The sequence below is a fragment of the Pseudonocardia sp. ZF1 genome, from assembly GCF_056835605.1.
In genome coordinates this window covers 26,112-44,317 of the sequence record NZ_JAJNBY010000002.1, presented here as the reverse complement: position 1 = coordinate 44,317, position 18,206 = coordinate 26,112, and the positions used below count along the sequence as shown (strand labels likewise).

At 79.6% G+C, this 18,206-nt stretch carries 2 protein-coding genes and 2 pseudogenes; 3 read left to right on the top strand and 1 reads right to left on the bottom strand.

Annotated elements, in window-relative coordinates:
- Nucleotides 1-6 precede the first annotated feature (6 nt).
- Nucleotides 7-903: a glucose-1-phosphate thymidylyltransferase RfbA gene (rfbA, locus tag ZF1_RS27365; RefSeq protein WP_357439925.1), complete on the bottom strand. Its 897-nt coding sequence runs from the start codon at nucleotides 901-903 to the stop codon at nucleotides 7-9.
- Between the two features lie 280 nt (nucleotides 904-1,183).
- Between rfbA and ZF1_RS27360 the strand changes: the two are divergent.
- The 3 genes and pseudogenes from ZF1_RS27360 to ZF1_RS27350 form a co-directional block, all read left to right on the top strand.
- Nucleotides 1,184-9,637: pseudogene (locus ZF1_RS27360) on the top strand (SDR family NAD(P)-dependent oxidoreductase); the annotation flags it as partial.
- A 431-nt stretch (nucleotides 9,638-10,068) separates the two neighbouring features.
- On the top strand, nucleotides 10,069-13,428 hold the full coding sequence (locus tag ZF1_RS27355) for an SDR family NAD(P)-dependent oxidoreductase (protein WP_482638770.1): 3,360 nt from the start codon (nucleotides 10,069-10,071) through the stop codon (nucleotides 13,426-13,428).
- A 32-nt stretch (nucleotides 13,429-13,460) separates the two neighbouring features.
- A pseudogene (locus ZF1_RS27350) lies at nucleotides 13,461-18,185 on the top strand (type I polyketide synthase); the annotation flags it as partial.
- Between the last annotated feature and the right edge of the window lie 21 nt (nucleotides 18,186-18,206).

Genomic DNA, 18,206 nt, shown 5'->3' with positions numbered 1-18,206 from the left:
CGCTCCTCAGCCGGCCGGACGGACATCGCGGTACCCGTGCTCGGCGGCGATGGCCATGACGTAGCGGCCGTAGCCGGTGTTGCCCAGCCGTTCGCCGAGGGCGTGGCAGGCGGCGGCGTCGATGAAGCCCATCCGCAGCGCGACCTCCTCCAGGCAGGCGATGCGCACACCCTGGCGGTGCTCGAGGGTCTGGAGGTACTGACCGGCCTGCAGCAGCGAGTCGTGCGTACCGGTGTCCAGCCAGGCGAAGCCGCGGCCGAGGTCGACCAGCCGGGCGTCGCCGCGCTCCAGGTAGGCGCGGTTGACGTCGGTGATCTCCAGCTCGCCGCGGGCCGACGGGCGGACCCCGCGGGCGATCTCGACGACGTCGTTGTCGTAGAAGTACAGCCCGGTGACCGCCCGGTTGCTGCGCGGGTGGGCGGGCTTCTCCTCGATGTCGACCAGGCGGCCCCACTGGTCGGCGACCGCGACGCCGTAGCGCTCCGGGTCACCGACGGGGTAGCCGAACAGCACGCAGCCCCGCACGTCCGCCGCGGTGCGCTCGAGCAGCTCGGAGAAGCTCGGGCCGTGGAAGATGTTGTCGCCGAGCACCAGGGCGGCGGTGTCGTCGCCGATGTGGTCGGCCCCGATCAGGAAGGCCTCGGCGAGCCCGCGCGGCTCGTGCTGCGCGGCGTAGGTGAGGTTCAGGCCGAGGTGGCCGCCGTCGCCGAGCAGCCGGCGGAACAGCGGCAGGTCCTGCGGCGTCGAGATGAGCAGGATGTCCCGGACGCCGGCCAGCATCAGGACCGAGAGCGGGTAGTAGACCATCGGTTTGTCGTAGACCGGGAGCAATTGCTTGGAAATCGGCAGCGTCACCGGATGCAATCGCGTCCCGGCGCCACCGGCCAGCACGATCCCCTGCACGAGACGTTCACTTCCCCTCGGTCGCGACCGCTGTCCACACCTGTGGTGTGCCGGGCCCGACCCTAGGGACGCGCACCCGCCGACGTGACCCCATGACCTGCTTTTACGGGGCGGAACAGGGGTGCGTCGCGTCGTCCGCGGTGGGTCCGCGGGGGCGTTAGGGGTTGAGGTTAGGGGTGGGTCCCGACCTAGCGTCCCCTTCTGTCGATCACTGTGTCGGCCGACCGCGGAAATCAACGTCCGATCCGGTCGGAGCGTGCGGACAATCGTCGGGGGAGTTGTGGCGGAAACGGTTCACGAAAACGGTGGGAAAGCGATCGCCGTGGTCGGGATGGCGTGCCGGCTGCCGGGTGCCGCCGACCCCGCGGCGTTCTGGCGGCTGCTGTGCGACGGCGTGGACGCACTGTCCGCGCCGCCGCCCGGCCGCCGTCCCGCCGGCGCCGCGCCGCGCGCGGGCTACCTGCCCGGGGTGGACCGCTTCGACGCCGCCTTCTTCGGGATGTCGCCGCGGACCGCGGCCGCCACCGACCCGCAGCAGCGCCTCGCGCTCGAGCTCGGCTGGGAGGCGTTCGAGGACGCCGGCATCACCCCGGGCGCCGTCGCCGGGCACCGCGTCGGGGTCTGGTTCGGAGCGATGGCCGACGGCTACGCCGCGCTGCTGGCCCGGGACGGGGCCGCTCCCGACCGGGACACGGTGCCGGGCCTGTCCCGCACCATGATCGCCGGACGGCTGTCGCACGCGCTCGGGCTGCGCGGCCCCAGCATGGTCGTCGACACCGGGCAGTCCTCGTCGCTGACGGCGGTGCACGCCGCATGCGCGGCGCTGCGGGCCGGCGAGGCCCGGCTCGCGCTGGCCGGGGGCGTGCACCTCAACCTCGACCCCGCCGGTGACGACGCGACGTCGGCGTTCGGTGCGCTGTCCCCGCGCGGGCGCTGCGCGACCCTCGACGCCGACGCCGACGGCTACGCCCGCGGTGAGGGCGGCGGCGCGGTGCTGCTGCGCCCGCTGGACGACGCCCGCGCCGCCGGTGACCGGGTCTACTGCGTCGTCACCGCCGGCGCGGTCAACAACGACGGCGGCGGGCCCGCCCCGACCGTCCCCACCGCCGACGGGCAGCGGGAGGTGCTGCGCGCCGCGCACCGGCGCGCCGGCGGCGACCCGCACCGCGTCCAGTACGTCGAGCTGCACGGCACCGGCACCGCGGTCGGCGACCCGGTGGAGGCCACCGCGGTCGCCGCCGAGCTCGCCGCCGGGCGCCCGGCCGACGCGCCGCTCGCCGTCGGGTCGGTGAAGACCAACATCGGCCACCTGGAGGGCGCCGCCGGCATCGCCGGGCTGCTCAAGCTGGCGCTGGCCGTGCACCACCGCACGCTCCCGGCGTCGCTGCACCACCGCACACCGCACCCCGTCCTGCGGGGCAGCGGGCTGCGGGTGGTCACCGAGCCGGCCGGGTGGCCGCGACCGGGGGAGCGGCTGCGCGGCGCGGTCACCTCGGTCGGGATGGGGGGCAGCAACTGCCACCTGGTCGTCGACGAGGCGCCCGCGCCCCCCGACGCCGCCGGGGCCGGGCCCGCCGTGGCGGGCCCGCACCTCGTGACGCTGTCCGGGGCGACCGACGCCGGGCTGCGCGCGCAGGCCGACCGCCTCGCCGCGCACGTCGACGGCGGGACCGACGGCCTCGCCGACCTCGCCCGCTCCGCGGCGACCACCCGCACCGCCCTGCGCCACCGCGCCGCGGTCGTCGCGGAGGACCGCGCCGAGCTGCTCGCCGGCCTGCGCGCGCTGGCCGCCGGCGAGCCGGCCGAGCACGTCGCCACCGGCCGGGCCGCGGACGGGGCGACCGCGTTCGTGTTCAGCGGGCAGGGCGCCCAGCGGGCCGGCATGGGGACCGCGCTGGCGGCCGCCGACCCGATCTTCGCCCGGCACCTCGACACCGTCTGTTCCGCGCTGGACGAGCACCTGCCCGGTGCGCTGCGCACCGTCCTGGCCACCGGCGGCGACGGCGCGCTGGACCGCACCGGCTGGACCCAGCCCGCGCTGTTCGCGCACGGCCTCGCGCTCGCCCGGACCCTGCTCGACCGCGGGGTGGCGGTCGACCACCTGCTCGGGCACTCGGTCGGGGAGATCGCCGCGGCCCAGCTGGCCGGCGTGCTGTCGCTGCGCGACGCGTGCGTGCTCGTGACCGCCCGGGGCCGCGTGATGGACGAGCTGCCGCCCGGCGGCGCGATGCTGGCCGTCGCGGCGCCGGAGGCGGAGCTCGCCGACCGGGTCGCCGGCCGCCCGGACCTCGCCGTCGCCGCGGTCAACGGGCCGGCCTCCTGCGTGGTCTCCGGCGCCGCGGACGCGGTCGGCGAGATCGCCCGGTGGGCCGCGGAGACCGGCCTGCGCCACCGCAGGCTGCCGGTCAGCCACGCCTTCCACTCCCCGCTGATGGACCCCGCGCTCGACCGGTTCGCCGGGGTGGTCGCGGGGCTCGACCTGCAGCCGCCGCAGCGCGGCCTGGTCTCCGCGGTCACCGGGGCGCCGGTCGGCGCCGAGATCACCGACCCCGCGTACTGGGTGCGCCACGCGCGCGACGCCGTCCGGTTCGCCGACGCCGTCACCGCCGCCGAGGCAGTGGGCGTCACCCGCTGGTGCGAGGTCGGACCGCGCGCCGGGCTGACCGCCGCGGTCCGCGACTGCCTCACCGGCGACCACCCGGCCGTGGTCGTCGCCGCGCAGCGGCACGACCGGCCCGAGCCGTCGACCCTGCTCGCCGCCGTGGGCGCGCTGCACGCCCACGGGGCCGACCTCGACCCGGTCGCGCTGCTCGACGGCCGCGGCGGGCGCCGGGTGCCGCTGCCGGGCTACGCCTTCCAGCGGTCCCGGTACTGGCTGCCGGCGCCGTTCGGCACCGCACCGGCCGGCGTCGCGCCCCCGGCCCCGGCGGCCGGGGCGGACGTCGCGGTCGACGGCACCGGCCCGGACGCCCCGGCGGTCACCCCGGCCGCGGCCCGGCTGCGCGCGGCGACCGGCGCCCCGCGGCGCAGCCGGATCGCGCTGGAGCTGGTCCGCGGTGCGGCCGCGGCCGTCCTGGGCCACCCGGGACCCTCCGACGTCGACCCCGACCTGACCTTCGGCGAGCTCGGCGTCGACTCGCTCGGCGCCGTCGAGCTGCGGGACCGCCTCGGCGCCGCGCTGGGCACGACGCTGCCGGCGTCGCTGCTGTTCGACCACCCACGCCCCACCGCGCTCGCCGGGCACCTGGCGGAGCGGCACGGCGGCGCCGGGGACGGGCCCGCGCCGGGGACCGCCGCGCCCGACCACCCGGCCGGCCCCCGCGGGCCGGGCGACGACCCGGTGGTGGTCGTCGGGATGGGCTGCCGGTTCCCCGGCGGGGTGACGGACCCGCAGCAGCTGTGGGACGTCGTCGCCGGCGGCCGCGACGTCACCGGGGACTTCCCGACCGACCGCGGCTGGGACCTCGGCGCACTGCTCGACGGCGACCCGGACACTCCCGGCACCAGCTGGACCCGCCGCGGCGGCTTCCTCACCGGGGTCGCCCGGTTCGACGCCGCGTTCTTCGGGATCTCCGCCCGCGAGGCCCGGGCGATGGACCCGCAGCAGCGCCTGGTGCTCGAGACGACCTGGGAGGCCCTGGAACGGGCCGGGATCCCGCCCCGCAGCCGGCACGGCGAGCGCGTCGGGGTCTACCTCGGTGCCACCGCGGGCGAGTACGGCCCGCGGCTGGACGCCGGTGACGACCGCGCCGGGGGCTACGTCCTGACCGGCACCACCCCCAGCGTGGTGTCCGGGCGGGTCGCCTACTCCCTCGGGCTGCGCGGACCCGCGCTCACCGTGGACACCGCCTGCTCCTCGTCGCTGGTCGCGATCGACCTGGCCGCCCGCGCGGTGCGCTCCGGCGAGGTCACCGCGGCCGTCGCCGGCGGGGTCACCGTCCTGTCCGGGCCCGGCATGTTCGTCGAGATGAGCCGCCAGCGCGGGCTCTCCCGCGACGGCCGCTGCCGCGCGTTCTCCGCCGACGCCGACGGCACCGGCTGGGCCGAGGGCGCGGGCGTCGTCGTGCTGGAACGGCTGTCGACGGCCCGCGCCTGCGGGCACCCGGTGCTCGCGGTGCTGCGCGGCTCCGCGGTGAACTCCGACGGCGCGTCGAACGGGCTCACCGCCCCCAGCGGCGTCGCCCAGCAGGCGGTCCTGCGCGACGCGCTCGCCGCGGCCGGGATCACCGCCGACGGCGTCGACGTGGTGGAGGCGCACGGCACCGGTACCCGGCTCGGCGACCCGATCGAGGCCCAGGCGCTGCGGGAGGTCTACGGCAGGGGCCGGACCGGGCCGCCGCTCGCGCTCGGCTCGGTCAAGTCCAACATCGGGCACACCCAGGCCGCCGCCGGCGTCGCCGGCCTGATCAAGATGGTGCTGGCGCTGCAGCACCGCGTGCTGCCCGCGACCCTCCACGCCGAGCGCCCGAGCGAGCTCGTCGAGTGGGACGGCGTGCAGGTGCTCACCGCCGCCCGGGAGTGGACCGACCCCGGTCGGCCGCGGCGGGCCGGGGTGTCGTCGTTCGGCATCTCCGGCACCAACGCCCATGTCGTGGTCGAGGAGGCGCCGGCCGGGGACCCGGTCGCCACGCCCGCCCCGCCCGGGCCGCCGGCGTGGCGGCTGTCCGCACGCGACCCGCAGGCCCTCGCCGAGAGCGCCCGCCGCCTCGCCGCCGCCGTCGAGGCCGACCCGGACGGGCTGGGCGTCGGCGTCGTCGCGGCGGCCCTCGCCCGCGGCCGCACCTGGTTCCCGCACCGCGCCGTGGTCCTCGGGGCCGACCGCGACGCGCTGCTGGCCGGGCTGCGCGGGCTCGCCGACGGGCGTCCCGACCCGGCCGCGGTCGTGCAGGGCACCGGCCCGGCCGACGGGCGGGTCGTGTTCGTGTTCCCCGGCCAGGGCGCGCAGTGGGCGCCGATGGGCCGCGCCCTGTACCGGGAGTGCCCGGTCTTCGCCGCCGAGCTGGACCGCTGCGCCGCGGCCCTGGCCCCCCACCTCGACGAGGACGTCGTCGAGGTCGTGACCGGCGACGACGACGGCTGGCTGGACCGCGTCGAGACCGTCCAGCCGGCGCTGTTCGCGGTCATGGTGGCGCTGGCCGCGACCTGGCGGGCCTGGGGCGTCGAGCCCGCCGCGGTGGTCGGGCACTCGCAGGGCGAGATCGCCGCCGCCTGCGTCGCCGGGGCCCTGTCGCTGCCCGACGCCGCCCGGGTCGTCGCGCTGCGGGCCCGCGCGATCCGCCGGATCGCCGGTGAGGGGGCGATGCTCTCGGTCGGGCTCGGGCGGGACGAGGTCGCGGACTGGCTCGCGACCGAGCCGGGCCTCGCGCTCGCCGCGCACAACGGCGCCCGCTCGGTCGTGGTCTCCGGCGCCGCCGACGCGGTCGCGCGGCTGCAGGCCGCACTGGAGGCCCACGAGGTCCGGGTGCGGCGGATCCCGGTCGACTACGCGTCGCACTCCGCGCACGTCGAGTCCATCGCCGCCGAGATCCTGGACGACCTCGCCCCGATCTCGCCGCGGCCGCCCGCCGTCCCGATGTACTCGACCGTGCACGCCGCACCGGTCGACGCCGGGACCCCGCTGGACGCGGCCTACTGGGTCGCGAACCTGCGCGGCACGGTCGAGCTGCACGCGACCGTCGAGACCGTGCTCGCCGACGGGTACGACGTGCTGGTCGAGGTCGGTCCGCACCCGGTGCTGCTGCCGGTCGTCGCGGAGACGGTGGACGCGGGGGAGACGGCCGCGGCGACCCTGCCGACCCTGCACCGCGACGCCGGCGACCTCGCGGCCCTCACCCGCGCGTGGGCCCGCGCCCAGGTCGCCGGTGCCCCGCTCGCACCCGCTGCCGGGCACCCGGGCGTCCCGCCGGCGCCGCACCCGCCCGCCCTGCCCACCTACCCGGTCCGCGGCGAGGAGCACTGGATCGTCCCGCCCGCCCCCGCCGCGGCCCGCCCGGCGGGGCCGGCCCTGCACCGGCTCGACTGGGTGCCCGGGCCGGACCCGCGGCCGCTCACCGGGCGGTGGGCGCGCGCGGCCGCGGCCGGCGGTGCCGTCGCCACCGGTGGTGCCGTCGCGGCGCTGCCCGAGCACGATCCCGCCGACCCGCCCGACCTGCTGGTCCTCGCGATCCCGCCGGCCGGGGACCCGCCCGTCCCCGAGGCCGTGCGGTCGGCGACGGGCACCGCCCTGCACGTGCTGCAGCAGCTGCTCGCCGACCCGGGCGCGGCCGCCACCCGGCTGCTCGTCCTCACCCGCGGCGCCGTCGCGGCCACCGACGGGGAGGCCCCCGACCCGGCCGGGGCCGCCGTCTGGGGGCTGCTGCGATCGGCCGCCTCCGAGCACCCCGGCCGCATCCTGCTCGTCGACACCGACCCCGCGGACCACCCGCGGCCGCCGGACCGGCTCCCGGCCGGGGAGCCGCAGGTCGCGGTGCGCGGGCACCGGATGCTGGTGCCGCGGCTCGCCGCGGTGGCCCCCGCGGCGGTGACGCCGCCGGACCTCACCGGCGGGACGGTGCTCGTCACCGGGGCCACCGGCACCCTGGGCGGGCTCGTCGCCGAGCACCTGGTCACCCGGCACGGCGTGCGCGACCTGCTGCTGCTCGGCCGTCGCGGCCCGTCCGCCGCCGGAGCCGCGGAGCTCGTGGCCCGGCTCGAGCGGGCCGGCGCCCGGGTGACGCTGCTGGCCTGCGACGTCGCCGACCGCGCCGCGCTCACCGCCGCACTGGGCACCGTGCCCGCCGACCGGCCGCTGACCGGCGTGGTGCACACCGCCGGCGTGCTGGACGACGGTGTGGTCACCGCGCTGAGCGAACCGCGGCTCGACGCCGCGCTGCGCCCCAAGCTCGACGCGGCGGTGCTGCTCGACGAGCTCGCCGGCGACGTCGCGGCGTTCGTCCTGTTCTCCTCGATGGTCGGCACGCTCGGCAACCCCGGGCAGGCCGCCTACGCCGCGGCCAACGCCGCGCTCGACGCGCTCGCCGCCCGCCGGCGCGCCGCGGGCCGGCCCGCCACCGCGCTCGGCTGGGGCTTCTGGGACGAGCGCACCGGGATGAGCGGGCACCTCGCCGACCGCGACCTCACCCGGATGGCCCGCGACGGGCTCGTCCCGCTGCCCACCGGGGCGGCACTCGACCTGTTCGACGCCGCGCTCGGCGGCGACCGCCCGAACGTGCTGCCCCTGCACCTCGACCCGGCGGCGGTGCGCCGACCGGCCGCGGAGCTGCCCCCGCCGCTGCGCGGACCCGGCCGCCCGGCGGGCGCGGACCACGGCCCCGACGGCCCCCCGCCGACCGCCGGCTGGGCGGACCTGGCGCCCGACGACCGGGCCGCGCACGCCCTGGACCTCGTCCGTGGGCTGGCCGCCGAGGTCCTCGGCCTCGCCGCCGCGGACCTCGAGCCCGGACGCGCGTTCCGCGACGCGGGCTTCGACTCGCTCACCGCGGTCGAGCTGCGGAACCGGCTCGCCGCGGCCACCGGGCACCGGCTGGCGACCACCGCCGTGTTCGACCACCCGAGCCCCCGCGCGCTCGCCGCCGAGCTCTGCCGGGTCCTGCCCGGTGCGACGGCGGCCGCGGAGGTCCCGGCCGGACCGGCGGGCGCGGCCGTCGCCGGTCCGCCCGCGGCCGGGGTCGCCCCCGACGACGACCCGGTGGTCGTCGTCGCCACCGCCTGCCGGCTGCCCGGCGGCGTCCGGTCGCCGGAGGACCTCTGGGAGATGCTGCTCGCCGGCCGCGACGGCGTGGTCGACCTGCCGGCCGACCGCGGCTGGCCGGCCGACCTGTACGCCCCCGACGGCGACCGGGCCGGTACCAGCTACGTGGCACGCGGCGGGTTCCTGACCGACGCGGCCGACTTCGACGCCGAGTTCTTCGGCATCGCCCCGCGCGAGGCGCTCGCGATGGACCCGCAGCAGCGGATCCTGCTCGAGACCGTGTGGGAGGCCCTCGAGCGGGCCGGGATCGCGCCGGGCTCGGTACGCGGCGAGCGCTACGGCGTGTACGTGGGGGCCAACGGCGAGGACTACACCGCGGGCCGGGACGGGGCCGCCGAGCTGGAGGGGTACCTGCTCACCGGCACCGCCGCGAGCGTCGCCTCCGGCCGGATCGCCTACGTCCTGGGCACCGAGGGGCCCGCGGTCACCGTCGACACCGCCTGCTCCTCCTCGCTGGTCGCGCTGCACCTGGCCGCCCAGGCGCTGCGCGCCGGGGAGTGCACCGTCGCCCTCGCCGGCGGGGTCACCGTCATGTCCAGCCCCCGGCTGCTGGTCGAGTTCAGCCGCCAGCGCGGCCTGGCCCCGGACGGGCTGGTCAAGCCGTTCTCCGCCGATGCCGACGGCACCGCGTGGGGCGAGGGCGCCGCCGTGCTCGTGCTCGAGCGGCTGTCGCGGGCCCGGGCGCACGGGCACCGCGTCCTCGGTGTCGTGCGCGGCTCCGCGGTGAACTCCGACGGCGCCTCCAACGGGATCACCGCACCCAGCGGGCCGTCCCAGCAGCGGGTCGTCACCGACGCGCTCGCCCGGGCCGGGGTGTCCGCCGCCGCCGTCGACGTCCTGGAGGCGCACGGCACCGGCACCCGGCTCGGCGACCCGATCGAGGCGGGCGCGGTCCTCGCCACCTACGGCCGCGACCGCGATCCCCGCCACCCGCTGCGGATGGGCTCGGTCAAGGCGAACACCGGCCACACGCAGGCCGCCGCCGGTGCGACCGGGGTGATCAAGCTGCTGCTCGCGATGCGGCACGGCCACCTGCCCGCGACCCCGCGCACCGGCGAGCCCACCGGGCACGTCGACTGGAGCGGCGGCGCGGTGGAGCTCGTCCCCACCGGCGTCGACTGGCCCGAGCGCGACGGCACCCGGCTCGGCGCGGTGTCCGCGTTCGGCATCGGGGGCACCAACGCCCACGTGGTGCTGGAGCAGCCCCCGCCCGCACCGGAGGGGCCGCCCGCCCGCCCGCGCCCGCCCCGCCGGTGCCGGCCTGGCCGGTCTCCGGCCGCTCGCCCGAGGACGTCCGGGAGCAGGCCGCCCGCCTCGCCGGGCACCCCGCGGTCGGCGGACCCGATCCCGCCGACCCGGCGCGCCTGGCGCACGCGCTGCGCACCACCCGCACGCACGGCGCGCACCGCGCGGTCGTGGTCGGCGGCACCCGCGAGGAGCTGCTGGCCGGGCTGGGCGGGCTGGCCCGCGACGGCGCCGCCGGCGCGGTCGTCACCGGGACCGCGGGCGACGGCCGCACCGCGTTCCTGTTCACCGGGCAGGGCGCGCAGCGGGCCGGCATGGGCGACGCGCTCGCCGCCGCGTGCCCGGAGTTCGCCGAGGCGCACCGCGAGGTCCGCGCCGCGCTCGACGCCCACCTGCCGCGTCCCCTCGCCGACGTCGTCACCGACGGCACCGACCTGCACCGCACCCGCTGGACCCAGCCCGCCCTGTTCGCGCTCGAGGTCGCCCTGTTCCGGGTGCTCGACGCCTGGGGGGTGCGCCCGGACCGGGTCGCCGGCCACTCGATCGGTGAGATCGCCGCCGCGCACTGCGCCGGCGCCCTCACCCTCGACGACGCGGCCGCCCTCATCACCGAACGCGGCCGGCTGATGGACGGGCTCCCCGGCGGCGGGGCCATGCTCTCGGTGCGCGCCGACGAGGACACCACCCGCGGGCTGCTCGCCGGTCTGACCGGCGTGCTGGACGTGGCCGCCGTCAACGGCCCCGACGCGACCGTCGTCGCCGGTGACCGCGCCGCCTGCGACGCGCTGCGCGCGGTCTGCGCCGACGCCGGGATCCGGACCCGCGACCTGCGGGTGAGCCACGCGTTCCACTCCCGGCTCATGGACCCGGTGCTGGACGCCTTCGCCGGTGTCGCGGCGGCGATCACACCGCGCCCGCTCCGGATCGGCCTGGTCTCCACCCGCACCGGCACGCGCCTCGACACCGCCGCGCTCGCCGACCCTGCGCACTGGGTGGCGCACGCCCGCGACACGGTCCGGTTCCGCGACGCCGTCGCCGCGCTGGAGGCCGACGGCGTCACCCGGTTCGTCGAGATCGGACCGGACGCCGTACTCACCGCCGCCACCGGGGACTGCCTCACCGGGCCCGCCGCGCTGCGGGTCCCGACCCTGCGGCGCGACCGCGACGAGGCCCGCACCGTCAGCTCCGCGGTCGCCGCGCTCTGGGCGCACGGCCACGAACCGGCCGGTGACGCGGCCCGTCCCGCGGGCGTCGTCGACCTGCCCACCACCGGGTTCCGCCCGCGCCGGTACTGGCACGAGCCGGCACCGGTCGCCGACGCGACCGCCCGCGCGGGGGTCGACGGCGCCGGCCCGGCCGACGACACCCGGTTCTGGGAGCTCGTCGACGGGGGCGACCCGCAGCGGCTCGCCGACCTCACCGGGCTCGACGCCGGCCGCCCGCTCGCCGCGCTCCTGCCCGACCTGGCCCGCTGGCGCGACCGGCGCACCCGCCGGGCCGCCGCCGGACGCCGGACGCACCGCCTGGACTGGCCGGTGGCGCGGCCCACCGACGCCGGCGCCCCGGACGGGCTGTGGGTCGTGCTCGGCCCGTCCGCCGACACGGCCACCGGCCTCGGGGTGCAGCAGGCGCTGGCCGCCGCCGGCACCCGGTTCGTCACCTGCGACGAGCGTCCCGACCCGGACGACGCCCCGGCGCGGGTCGCCGACGCCGTGGCCGCCGCCGCGGGCGGCGCACCGGTCGCCGGGGTGCTGTGCCTGCTCGGGCTCGACGAGACCCCGGACCCGGCCCGCCCGGGACTCACCCGCGGCCTCGCCGGCGCGGTGCTCACCGCGCGCGCGCTCGCCGGCACCGACAGCGGCCCCGCCGCGGGAGCCCGGCTGTGGATCGTCACCCGCGGCGGCGCGGCCGTCGCGGGCGGGGCCGTCCGCCCGCACCAGGCCGCGCTCTGGGGGCTGGCCCGCACGCTGTCGCTGGAGATCCCCGCCCGCTGGGGCGGCGTCGTCGACCTGCCGGTCGACGAGCCGGCGGCACCCGCACCGGCCGGGCTCGTCCCGGTGCTGGCCGACCGGGCCGCCGGCGGCGCCGAGGACCAGGTCGCGCTGCGCGGGGACACCGTGCACGTGCCGCGGCTCGTGCCCGCGCCGCCGGCCGGTGACGGTCCGGGCTGGGTGCCGCGCGGCACCGTCCTCGTCACCGGGGGCACCGGGGCCCTGGGCGGGCACGTCGCCCGCTGGGCCGCCGGCGCCGGTGCGTCCCACGTCGTGCTGGCCGGGCGGCGCGGACCGGCCGCGCCGGGCGCGCCGGAGCTCACCGCCGACATCGAGCGGGCCGGTGCCCGCGCCACCGTGGTCGCCTGCGACACCGGCGACGCGGCGGCCCTCACCGCGCTCGTGGAGCGGCTCGACGGCGACGGCGACCGGCTCACCGCGGTGGTGCACGCCGCGGGCACCGGCGGGTTCGACGAGCTCGCCGCGACCGACGCCGACGCCCTCGCCCGCCTGTTCGCCGGCAAGGTCGGCGGCGCGCTCGCCCTCGACGCCGCCTGCGCGGGCCGGGACCTCGACGCGTTCGTGCTGTTCTCCTCGGTCGCCGCGACCTGGGGCAGCGGCGGGCAGGCCGGCTACGCCGCCGCCAACGCGGCCCTGGACGGCCTCGCCGCCGACCGGCACGCCCGCGGGGAGGTCGCCACCTCCGTCGCATGGGGTCCCTGGGCCGACACCGGCATGATCACCGGGGCGGGGGTGGCCGAGCACCTCGGCCGGCGCGGGCTGCGCCCGATGGACCCCGCCGGCGCCCTCGACGCCCTCGCCGCGGTCGTCGGCGGGCCGGACCCGACCCCGGTCGTCGCCGACGTCGACTGGGCCCGCTTCGTCGTCGGCTACACCGCCGCCGGCCACCGCCCGCTGCTCGACGCGCTGCCCGGGGTCGCCGGGCGGACCTCCCAGGACCCACCGGTGCCCGCCGCGGCGGCCGCCGCGGAACCGGTGCTGGCCCGGCGGCTGGCGACCCTGCCCGCGGCCGAGCAGCGCACGCTGGTCCTCGACCTGGTGCGCGCCGAGGCCGCGTCGGTGCTCGGGCACGCCTGCGCCGCCGACGTCGACCCCGACCGGGGGTTCGCCGACCTCGGCTTCGACTCCCTCATGGCCGTCGAGCTGCGCGACCGGATCGCGGCCGTCACCGGGGTCGCGCTGGGCGCCGCGGCGGTGTTCGACCACCCCGCCCCGGCGCTGCTGACCGCCGCCCTGCTCGGCGAGCTCGTGGGGGACCCGGCCGGCGGACCCGCCCTGCCGGTGTTCGCCGAGCTCGACCGGGTCGAGGCCGCGCTGCCCGAGCTGGTCGCCGACACGGGGCTCGCCGCCGCGCTGGCCGACCGGATGCGGCAGCTCGCCGCCGCCCTGAGCGCCCCCCGACCCGGGGCGGACGGGCACCACCACGGCGCCCCCGTCGGCGCCGACACCGGCTCGCGGCTGAGCAGCGCCTCGGCCGACGAGCTGTTCCAGATGATCGACGAGTGGGGGAGCGCATGACCACCACCGACCGGCCCGCCGCGACCGAACAGGACCGGCTGCTGGAGTACCTGCGCCGGGTGACCGCCGACCTGCACCGCACCCGGACGCGGCTGGCCGAGGTCGAGCGGGCGGCGCACGAACCGATCGCGGTGGTCGGGATGGGCTGCCGCTTCCCGGGCGGGGTCCGCTCCCCGCAGGACCTGTGGGACCTGGTCACGGCCGAGCGCGACGCCGTCGGGCCGTTCCCGACCGACCGCGGCTGGGACCTGACCGCGCTGGCCGCCGACGCCGCCGTCCCCGACCGGGGTGCGTTCCTCACCGACGCCGCGGACTTCGACGCCGGCTTCTTCGGGGTCACCCCGCGCGAGGCCCGGGCGATGGACCCGCAGCAGCGGCTGCTGCTGGAGGTGGCCTGGGAGACCGTCGAGCACGCCGGCATCGACCCCCGGACCCTGCGCGGCACCGCCACCGGCGTGTTCGTCGGCGGCACGTCGTTCCAGTACGGCGGCGACTTCCTCGACGCCCCCGACGAGCTCGGCGGGCACCTGCTCACCGGCACCGTCACCAGCGTGCTGTCCGGGCGGATCAGCTACCTGCTCGGCACCGAGGGCCCGTCGATGAGCTTCGACACCGCCTGCTCCTCGTCGCTGGTGGCGATGCACCTGGCCGCGCAGGCGCTGCGCCGCGGGGACTGCACGGCCGCGCTCGCCGGCGGGGTCGCGGTCATGTCCACCCCCGGCGTGTTCGCCGAGTTCGCCAAGCAGGGCGGGCTCGCCCCCGACGGGCGGTGCAAGTCCTTCGCCGACGCCGCCGACGGCACCGGCTGGGGCGAGGGCGCCGGTCTGGTCCTGCTCGAGCCGCTGTCCGCGGCCCGCGAGCGGGGGCACCGGGTGCTGGCCGTCCTGCGCGGGTCGGCGTGGAACTGCGACGGCGCCTCGCACGGCATGACCGCACCCAACGGACCCGCCCAGCAGCGGGTCGTGCGCGCCGCGCTGGCCGACGCGGGGCTGACCCCCGCCGACGTCGACGCGGTCGAGGCGCACGGCACCGGCACCCGCCTCGGCGACCCGATCGAGGCCGGCGCGCTGCTGGCCACCTACGGCCGCGACCGCGACCCGGCCCGGCCGCTGTACCTCGGTTCGGTGAAGTCCAACATCGGCCACACCCAGGCCGCCGCCGGTGCCGGGAGCGTGATCAAGACGGTGCTCGCGCTGCAGCACGGCCGGCTCGCCCGCACCCTGCACGTCGACGCGCCGTCCTCCGGGGTGCCGTGGTCCACCGGCGCCGTCGAGCTGCTCGCCGACGCCCGCGACTGGCCGGACACCGGACGGCCCCGCCGGGCCGGGGTCTCCGCCTTCGGGATCAGCGGCACCAACGCCCACCTCGTCCTCGAGCAGGCCGAGCCCGAGGCCGCGCCGGCCGGCGACGCGCCCCCGCAGCCGCGGGCCTGGCCGCTCTCGGGCCGCGGCCCGGCCGGGCGCGGCGCCCAGGCCGCCGCGCTGGCCCGGGCGTGGGACGCCGGGACCGTGGGCACCGACCCGCACGACGTCGCGGCCGCGCTGGCGACCCGCACCGCCTTCGAGGACCGCGCGGTCGTGCTCGGCACCCGGCCCGAGGAGCTGAGGTCCGGCCTCGACCGGGTCGCCGACCCCGACCCCGCGACCCTCGCCGGCCTGCCCTCGCGCGAGGACCGGGACGGTGCCGCGGTGGTGCTGGGCAGCGCCGCACGTCCGGCCCGGCCGGTGTTCGTCTTCCCCGGGCAGGGCTCGCAGTGGACCGGGATGGCGGTCGAGCTCATGGCGGCCGTCCCCGCCTTCCGGGAGGGGGTCGACGACTGCCTGGACGCCCTCGCCGCGCACACCGACCTGGACCTGCGCGCCGCCCTGCACGGCACGAGCCCGGCCGCCGACCGCGTCGACGTCGTGCAGCCGCTGCTGTTCGCGGTGATGGTCGCGCTGGCCGGGACCTGGCGGGCGCACGGCGTCGAGCCCGCCGGCGTCATCGGCCACTCGCAGGGGGAGATCGCCGCGGCGCACGTCGCGGGGGCGCTCACCCTCGACGACGCCGCGCGGGTGTGCGCGGTCCGCTCCCGGGCGCTCACCGCGATCGCCGGCAGCGGCGCGATGCTGACCGTCGCCGCCGACCCGGCCGCGGCCCTCGCCGCGGCCGCGGGCACCGGGGTCACGGTGGCCGCGGAGAACGGCCCGGGCTCCACGGTGCTCGCCGGGACGGTCGCCGACCTGGCCGCGGTGCGCGAGGTCTGCGCGGCCGGCGACGTGCGCACCTGGTGGATCGACGTCGACTACGCGTCGCACTCGCCGGCGGTCGACGTGCTCACCGAGCGGCTGCTCGCCGAGCTCGACGGCATCGCCCCCCGCGACACCACCGTGCCGCTGTACTCCACGGTGACCGGGGAGCCGGTCCGCGGCACCGCTCTCGACGCCGGCTACTGGGTCCGCAACCTGCGCCGGCCGGTCCGCCTGGCCGACGCCACCCGGGTCGCCCTGGACCGCGGGCACCGGATGTTCGTCGAGACCACCCCGCACCCGGTGCTGGCCACCGCGCTGCGGGCGACCGCCGAGGCCGCCGGCGCCCCGGACGTCACCACCGTGGGCACCCTGCGCCGCGGCGACGGCGGCGTGGCGCGGCTGCTGCGCTCCTTCGCCGAGGCCTGGGTGGCGGGCGCCGAGGTCGACTGGTCCGCCACCGGCGCCGACCGCGTCCCGCGCCGGGTCGACCTGCCCACCTACGCGTTCCGGGGGGAGCGGTTCTGGTACACCCCGCGGCCCCCGGCCCGCACGGGCGACGCCGCGGCCGCGCGCTGGCGCCTGCACTGGCGGTCCCGGCCGGAACCGGCGGGGCGGCCGTCGGGCACCTGGCTGCTCGTCGACGCGGCCGGCCACCCGACCCCCGCGGCAGCGGTCCGCGACGCGCTCGGCGCCGCCGGCGCCCGGACCCGGACGCTGGTCCTGGACGCCGACGGCGCCCCCGCCGGCGGTACGACCCTGGAGACGGCCGTGGCGGCCGCCCTCGACGGCGCCGACGACGTCCGGGGCGCGGTCGTGCTGCTCGGCACCGCCGACACCGACCTCCCCGACCGGCCCGGCGTCCCGCACGGGCTCGCCGGGATGCTGCGCTGGGCCGCCGCGGCCCCGCTGCGGACCTGGTGGGTCACCCGCGGCGCCGCGGCCACCGGGGACCCGCCCGCCGGGACCGGCGCGGCGACCCTGGCCGGGGTCGTCGCGGCCGCCGAGGCCGGGGCGCCCGACCTGTTCGGCGGCCACGTCGACCTGCCCGCACCCGGGACGGCCCCCGGTCCCGGCCCGGCCCCGGCCGAACGGCTCGCCGCGCTGCTCGCCGGCGACACCGGTGAGCGGTGGGCGGTGCGCCCGGACGGCGTCCGTGCCGCCCGGTTCGCCGCCGCCCCCGCCGGCGGCGGCCCCGGCGCCTGGTGGCGTCCGGGCGGGACCGTGCTGGTCACCGGCGGGTTCGGGGCACTCGGCGCGCACACGGCCCGGCTCGCCGCCGAGGCCGGAGCCGGACACGTGCTGCTGCTCGGTCGGCGCGGCGCGGCGAGCCCCGGCGCGGCGGAGCTGCTCGCGGACCTGCGCGCCGCCGGCGCGCAGGCGGAGGCGGCGGCCGTCGACGTCACCGACCGGGCGGCGGTCGCCCGGGTCCTGGCCGCGATCCCCGCCGACCGGCCGCTGCGCGCCGTCGTGCACGCCGCCGGGGTGCCCGAGACCGCCGCCGCGACCGTCGAGGACGTCGTCGCCCCGGCGCTCGGCGGCGCGGTCGTGCTCGACGAGCTGACCCGTGCGCACGCCGCCGCGGGCGAGCTCGACGCCTTCGTGCTGTTCCCCGCACTGGCCGGGGTGCTCGGCGGCCCCGGGCTGCGCGGGCGGTCCGCGGCCTCGGCCGGGCTGCTCGCGCTGGCCCGCGCCCGCCGCGCGGCGGGCCTGCCCGTCACCGCCGCGATGTGGACGGCCTGGGCGCCGGACCCGCAGGACGCGCCCGGTGCCGGCAGCGTCGACCCGGCGACCGCGGCCGCCCTGTCCGCCCGCGGCTGCCCGCCGCTGGACCGGGCCGGCGCGACCCGCGAGCTGCGCCGCCTGATCGCCGCCGACCCGGGCGACGGCGTCGTGGTCGGCGACGTCGACTGGGCGCGCTACACCGCGGGCGGCCCGGTCCCCCCGGTGCTGGACGAGCTCGTCGACGCGGCCGCCGGCCCCGCCGGGCGGGAGCCGGACCTGGCCGCGCGGATCGCCGGGGCGGACCCCGGGACGGCCCGGCGCACCGTGCGCGTCGCCGTCGCCGACCGGGTCGCGGCCGCGCTGGGCTTCGGCTCGGGAGAGGCGCTCCCGGCGGGGCGCTCCTTCCGTGACCTCGGTGTCGACTCGCTCACCGCGGTCGCGCTGCGCAACGCCGTCGCGGCCGCCACCGGGCTGGAACTGCCGGTCACCACGGCCTTCGACCACCCGGACGTGGACGCCCTCACCGACCACGTCCTGGGCCGGCTCGCCGGTGCCGGGGACCGCGACGCCGCGCGGCGCGCGGGGGAGGGCATCGACGGGCTCGCCGACCTGCTCGACGGGCTGGACCTCGGCGGTGACGACCGCAGCGCGGTGACCGCCCGGCTGCGCGGGCTCCTGCGGGACTGGGAGCACGCGCCCGGGGCCACCGACACCGCCCCCGCCGATCCGGCCGACCCGCTGCGGGCGGCCACCGACGACGAGATGTTCGCGCTGCTCGACGACGAGCTGGGCCGGACCGCGTGACCCCGCGGCCGCACCCGGCAC